Annotated in this window: 5 protein-coding genes and 1 pseudogene; all 6 read right to left on the bottom strand. The window is 60.2% G+C overall.

Annotation, left to right across the window (positions count from 1 at the left end; all coding sequences use genetic code 11):
• Nucleotides 1-157: pseudogene (locus WCA53_RS30915) on the bottom strand (sporulation protein); the annotation flags it as partial.
• A 36-nt stretch (nt 158-193) separates the two neighbouring features.
• Nucleotides 194-1504 (bottom strand): bifunctional tetrahydrofolate synthase/dihydrofolate synthase, encoded by a 1311-nt coding sequence (gene folC, locus WCA53_RS30910; protein ID WP_423920479.1) that lies wholly within the window; start codon nt 1502-1504, stop codon nt 194-196.
• A gap of 521 nt (nt 1505-2025) precedes the next feature.
• Nucleotides 2026-2898, bottom strand: a complete 873-nt coding sequence (gene accD / locus WCA53_RS30905) for an acetyl-CoA carboxylase, carboxyltransferase subunit beta (RefSeq protein WP_423920476.1) — start codon at nt 2896-2898, stop codon at nt 2026-2028.
• Between the two features lie 54 nt (nt 2899-2952).
• A complete protein-coding gene (trpA, locus tag WCA53_RS30900; protein ID WP_423920473.1) occupies nt 2953-3756 on the bottom strand; it encodes a tryptophan synthase subunit alpha in 804 nt (267 codons plus the stop codon).
• Nucleotides 3757-3820: 64 nt separating this feature from the next.
• Nucleotides 3821-4672, bottom strand: coding sequence for a DNA-methyltransferase (locus WCA53_RS30895; protein WP_423920470.1), 852 nt, complete (start codon nt 4670-4672; stop codon nt 3821-3823).
• Nucleotides 4673-4683: 11 nt separating this feature from the next.
• The gene (trpB, locus tag WCA53_RS30890; RefSeq protein WP_423920467.1) at nt 4684-5877 is read right to left on the bottom strand and encodes a tryptophan synthase subunit beta; all 1194 of its coding nucleotides are present in this window, start codon (nt 5875-5877) and stop codon (nt 4684-4686) included.
• Nucleotides 5878-5967 lie beyond the last annotated feature (90 nt).

Here is a 5967-nt window from a genome sequence, read left to right as displayed (position 1 = left end):
GTGTGGGGTCCAGCATCATGGCGTCCGCGTCGGTGCGTTCGCTGCGGCGCGTCAGGCGTTCCGTGCGGACGGTCTGACGCGAGCCGCGCGGGGAGTCGGAGTATGCGTCGCGACTGGAAGGCGCGTCGTCTTTCTTGCCGAACGAGAAAAAGGACATGTGTGGCTTGGTGCGGAAGGCTTGCCGACCGTCCGATCAATGGCGCTGCGAGTTACGGTAGGCCATAACACCTGCCACCGTATGGAAACTGCCGAAAACCAAAATTCTATCATTTTCAGACGATCGCTTTACTGCATCTTGAAAAGCGTCGGCGGGTGTATCGAATTCTGTAACGCTGCTGTCGGGTCCCTGGTTGACACCGGCGTCGCGCAGAGCGCCTGCCAGCATCGCCGCCGATGCCGCGCGCGGCGTCGGCAGGCCGGTCACGTTCCAGTGATCGATTTCGCCTTTCAAATGTGAAATGACTCCTTCGATGTCCTTATCCGCCATCGCACCGAAGATGGCGTAGGTGTAGGGGAAGAAGCCCATGTTGCCGAGATTTTGGGCGAGCACGGCCGCTGCGTGCGGATTGTGCGCGACGTCGAGAATGACTTGCGGCTTGCCCGGCACCACCTGAAAGCGCCCGGGCAGTTCGACGTTGGCGAGGCCCAGCCGGATATCCTGCGCCGACACGGGGATGCGCTCCCGCAGCGCTTCGAGCGCGGCGAGCGCGGCCGACGTATTGATCAACTGGTTTGCGCCGCGCAGGGCCGGATAGGCCAGCGCGGCGCGCCGCTGTGTCCGTCCGATGTAGCTCCATTGCTGGCGCTCGTTACCTGCTTGCACCTCGTAGCGAAAATCGCGGCCCACCAGCCATAAGTCCGCGCCGATTGCTGCTGCATGGTCGATGAGTGATTGCGGCGGCGAGGGATCGCCGCATATTGCGGGCGTGTCTGGCCGGAAGATGCCTGCTTTCTCGAAGCCGATTTTCTCGCGGGTGTCGCCGAGATATTCCGTATGGTCGATATCGATGCTCGTCACGATTGCGCAATCGGTATCGATGATATTCACGGCGTCCAGGCGGCCGCCCAGGCCCACTTCAAGGATCACGGCGTCCAGTGCCCGTGAAGCGAAGAGCCGCATGATCGCGAGCGTGGTGAACTCGAAATAGGTCAGCGTAACGGGTACCGGCAGGCTCAGCAGCGCCGCTTCCACGGCTTCAAAGTGTTCGAGCAGGTCGGCGTCGGAGGCATCGATGCCATTTAGGCGCGCGCGCTCGTTGAATTCGAGGAGATGCGGCGACGTATGACACCCCACGCGATATCCCGCGCGCAGCAGGATGGTTTCGAGGACCGCGCACGTCGAACCTTTGCCGTTCGTCCCACCGACCGTAATCACGGGGCAAGTGAATTGGAGGCCGAGCGCATCGCGGACCTGGCTGATACGGGTTAGACCCATATCGATACCGACTGGATGTGCGGTTTCGAGGTGCGCGAGCCACGCGGCGAGGGATGGGAAAGTAATCATGGGGGGGGTGTTTGGGCTGCGCGGTTGGGGAGTTACTTATGGGGAATAGACGGGCGGGCTCGGTTTGGGCGGGTCTGCTAGCGGTGGGTGTGTGGCGAGGATGGAGTCCATCTGCTAGCGGCAACGATCAGCATGGGCGGTATTTGCTTGGCTTTTTTCGTTGACCCCTGGCGCAGTACCCCCAACGAAATTAGGGCTGTAGAGGCGAAGCGCGTGAGCGCCGTTAGTGCTTGAGGGGGGTGTTCAAGTGCGGGTTGATGCGTGGGGGCTGTGCTACGTTCGTGCCAAAAACCTGAAGTGACCGACGAGGACACTTAGGTATTCGCGGTTTGAACGCGTTTCTTTGCTTCGTTTCTTTTCGCGTTTGAAAAGAAATGAAGTCCCGCCCCGGATAGGGGCTAACAGAAATAAGCAAGAAAATCCGACTTAAGCAGACCGACCACGTAAGCAGGAGGACTCCGCCTTATCCCCACACTCGCCGCAAGCAGAACCCCCAAAACCACCCCCCAAGCGCCAGCGCCCTATGCCACTGAATCCGCCGGCTGCAACATCAACAGCGCGATCAACCGCGCGATCTCCTCGCGCATTTTCCGCCGATCCACGATCATGTCGATTGCGCCCTTCTGAATCAGAAACTCCGAGCGCTGAAACCCTTCCGGCAGCTTCTCGCGCACCGTTTGCTCGATCACGCGCGGCCCGGCAAATCCGATCAGCGCCTTCGGCTCCGCGATCACAACATCGCCTAAAAACGCGAAACTCGCAGAAACACCGCCCATCGTAGGGTCAGTGAGAACGGAAATAAACGGCAGTTTCGCTTCGGCAAGCTTGGTCAGCATGGCTGTCGTCTTGGCCATCTGCATCAGCGAAAGCAGGCTTTCCTGCATCCGCGCGCCACCCGACGCCGTGAAGCAGATAAACGGCGTGCGCTGTTCAAGCGCGTTGCGCGCGCCGCGAGCGAACCGTTCGCCGACCACCGAACCCATCGATCCACCCATGAACGAGAATTCGAAACACGCAGTCACGACCGGAATGGTATGGATTGCACCACCCATGACAACCATTGCGTCCGTTTCATCCGTGTCTTCCATCGCTTCCTTCAGCCGGTCCGGGTACTTCCTGCTGTCCTTGAACTTCAAGGCGTCGACAGGCAAGACTTCCTGACCAATCTCATAACGGCCTTCCGGATCGAGAAGACCATCCAGCCGTTCGCGCGCGCCAATGCGCATGTGATGACTGCATTTCGGGCAGACGTGGAGATTCGCTTCGACGTCATTGCGGTACAGCACCGCTTCACACGACGGACACTTGATCCAGAGGCCTTCCGGAATGCCCTTGCGGCTTTTCGGATCCGTTTGCTTGATCTTCGGCGGTAACAGTTTGTCGAGCCAGCTCATCGTGTTTCCTTCCTGTTCGCGTGGTTTGCAGCATTTTAGCCCGCAACCACGAGGTTATTTTGCAGAATCGAGTGCAGCGCGAATCTCGGCGATAAACCGCGTCAACGTCTCCGCAGCCTTCTCCGGAGCCGTTTCCTCCAGCAATTGCACAAGCCGGCTGCCAATCACCACGGCGTCCGATACGTCAGCCACCCGGCGCGCCGTATCGGCGTCGCGAATGCCGAAACCGACGCCGACCGGCACCGCAACATGCTTCTTGATGGCCGGGATTTTACTCGCGATGCTCGCCACGTCCAGATTTGCCGATCCGGTCACGCCTTTCAGCGATACGTAATACACATAGCCGCTCGCCACCTTGCCGACCGCCGCGATGCGCTCATCGGTGGAGGTCGGCGCGAGCAGGAAGATCGGATCGATGCCGGCCGCGCGCATCGACTGGCTAAATTCCACGGCTTCCTCGGGCGGGTAATCGACCACCAGAATGCCATCCACGCCCGCGGCCTTTGCGGCTTGGGCGAAGACTTCGGTGCCCATCCGCTCGATCGGGTTCGCATAGCCCATCAGGACAACGGGCGTCGTGTCATTGGTCTCGCGGAAACGCTTTACGTCGGCGAGAACGCTCGTCAGCGACACGCCGCGTGCGAGGGCTCGCTCGGACGAACGCTGGATCACGGGGCCATCGGCCATCGGATCGGAAAACGGGACGCCCAGTTCGATGACGTCCGCGCCGCCCTTGGCAAGCGCGTGCATGAATTCAACGGTCTGCTCAGGGTTCGGATCTCCAGCCGTGATGAACGGGATCAAGCCCTTCTTGCCCTGCTCGGCAAGGGCGGCGAATGTGCTTTTGATTCGTGACATGATCAGGTCTCTTTGCGCGACGTTGCGCGCTTTAGCATGTTTTTAGCGGTGACTTCGGCCCGGGCTAACCCTGTTCGATCGAAGCGGCATCGACAGCGGCGGCGGGCTCCGCGACAACCAGAACCGGCCGGACGCCGGCAACGCGCTGCTGGGCAATTCCGTGATAGTCGGCGTTGATTTCGTACCCGACAAACTCGCGGCCGTGACGGGCACACGCAACCGCTGTCGTGCCGCTGCCCATGAACGGGTCAAGCACGCGGCCACCGCGCGGGCAGCTGGCGAGAACCATGCGTTCGACGATCTCCAGCGGCTTTTGCGTCGGATGATCGACCCGCTCTGCGTGCTGCCTGTGCAGTCGCGACACCGACCATAGGTCTTTCGGGTTGTAGCCCATCTCAAGCCACTTGCTGCCTTCGAACAACTTTCGCGATCGGGCCTTTTTCGTCACTGCATCGTAAGGAATGCGGATCGGATCGAGATCGAAGAAGTAATCCTTCGATACCGCGAAATAACCGATGTTGTCGTGCACCGACGTATATCTGCGCGTCGTGCCGCCCATGCTGGGCACCCGCCGGTCCCACACGATCTCGTTGACCATCATGAGCCGGCGCTTGAGGAACACGAAAATCTCCGGCGCGTATTGCCACGTGCAAAAGATATACAGCGATCCGCTCGCTTTGAGCTTCGGAATCGCGAGCGCGAGCCAGCCATAGGTCCAGTCGAGGAAAGCGTCGCCGGAACGCATGTCCGAATCGTTGCCATAATCCTTGCCCAAACCGTAAGGCGGATCGGCAACGATCAGGTCGATGGAGCCGTCCGGCACGTTGACCGCGTCGGCGAGGAAATCGCGGTGATGCAACACAATGCCGCTATTTGCGGCATTGTCAGGTCTCGCGGTATCGGCGGGTTCGCGCATCCGGGGCGGGCTCAGAACGTGATGCCCGATCGCTCGGCGACCGTATGCATGTCCTTGTCGCCACGACCCGAGAGGTTCACGAGCAGGATCTTGTCCTTTGGCAACGAGGGTGCAAGCTTCGCTGCGTAAGCCAGCGCATGCGACGATTCAAGCGCCGGGATAATCCCTTCGATCCGGCAGCAATCGTGGAATCCCTTCAGTGCTTCTTCGTCGGTGATTCCCACGTATTCCGCACGGCCAGCGTCCTTTAGCCAGGCATGTTCAGGACCCACGCCGGGATAGTCGAGACCTGCCGAAATCGAATGCGTCTCAATAATCTGGCCGTTCTCGTCCTGCAACAGATAGGTCCGATTGCCGTGCAGCACGCCCGGGATTCCACCGATCAGGGAAGCTGCATGGCGCCCCGTCGCGATGCCATCGCCCGCTGCTTCAACGCCAATGAGCCGAACGTCTTTATCTTCGATATACGGATAAAAGATGCCCATTGCATTCGATCCGCCGCCAACACACGCTATCACCGCGTCGGGCTGGCGCCCGGTCATCTCGGGCATCTGCACCTTGCATTCATCGCCGATCACACGCTGGAAATCGCGCACCATCATGGGATAAGGATGCGGGCCGGCGACGGTGCCGATGATGTAGAACGTATTTTCGACGTTCGTGACCCAGTCGCGCATGGCTTCATTGAGCGCGTCTTTCAGCGTCTTCGAGCCGGATTCAACAGGAATCACGGTCGCCCCGAGTAGCTTCATCCGATAAACGTTCGCCGCCTGCCGCCGCACGTCCTCCGAACCCATATACACGACGCATTCCATGCCGAAACGGGCCGCGATGGTCGCGGTGGCAACGCCGTGCTGTCCCGCGCCGGTTTCCGCGATCACGCGTGGCTTGCCCATCTTGCGGGCGAGCAGCGCCTGGCCGATCACGTTGTTCACCTTGTGCGCACCCGTGTGATTCAGGTCTTCGCGCTTGAGGTAAATCTGCGCGCCGCCCAGCATTGAACTCCACCGCTTGGCGTGATAGATCGGCGACGGACGGCCGACGTAGTGCTTCAGCTCATATTCGTATTCCGCGATAAATGCCGGATCCTTGCTGCATTGCGCATAGGCATCGCGAAGTTCATCGAGTGCATGAACGAGCGTTTCCGACACGAAAACGCCGCCATAAGGGCCGAAATGGCCTCGATCGTCTGGTAAGTTATACATTACGTCACTCTCTCGGTACGTGGAGGCGTGGCGCCTCGACACGGTCAAATCATCCGGCATCCGCTTCGCGCACCGCGCGCACGAATGCCG

This window comes from Caballeronia sp. (genome assembly GCF_049581465.1).
Lineage (GTDB): Bacteria > Pseudomonadota > Gammaproteobacteria > Burkholderiales > Burkholderiaceae > Caballeronia.
Note: the sequence above shows the minus strand (reverse complement) of the source record. Positions and strands in the feature narration are given on the sequence as shown.

Bases quoted from the DNA above. Each gene is read 5' to 3' on its own strand.
- trpA (WP_423920473.1), bottom strand. From the start codon at position 3,756: ATGTCACGAATCAAAAGCACATTCGCCGCCCTTGCCGAGCAGGGCAAG.
- trpB (WP_423920467.1), bottom strand. From the start codon at position 5,877: ATGTATAACTTACCAGACGATCGAGGCCATTTCGGCCCTTATGGCGGC.
- WCA53_RS30895 (WP_423920470.1), bottom strand. From the start codon at position 4,672: ATGCGCGAACCCGCCGATACCGCGAGACCTGACAATGCCGCAAATAGC.
- accD (WP_423920476.1), bottom strand. From the start codon at position 2,898: ATGAGCTGGCTCGACAAACTGTTACCGCCGAAGATCAAGCAAACGGAT.
- folC (WP_423920479.1), bottom strand. From the start codon at position 1,504: ATGATTACTTTCCCATCCCTCGCCGCGTGGCTCGCGCACCTCGAAACC.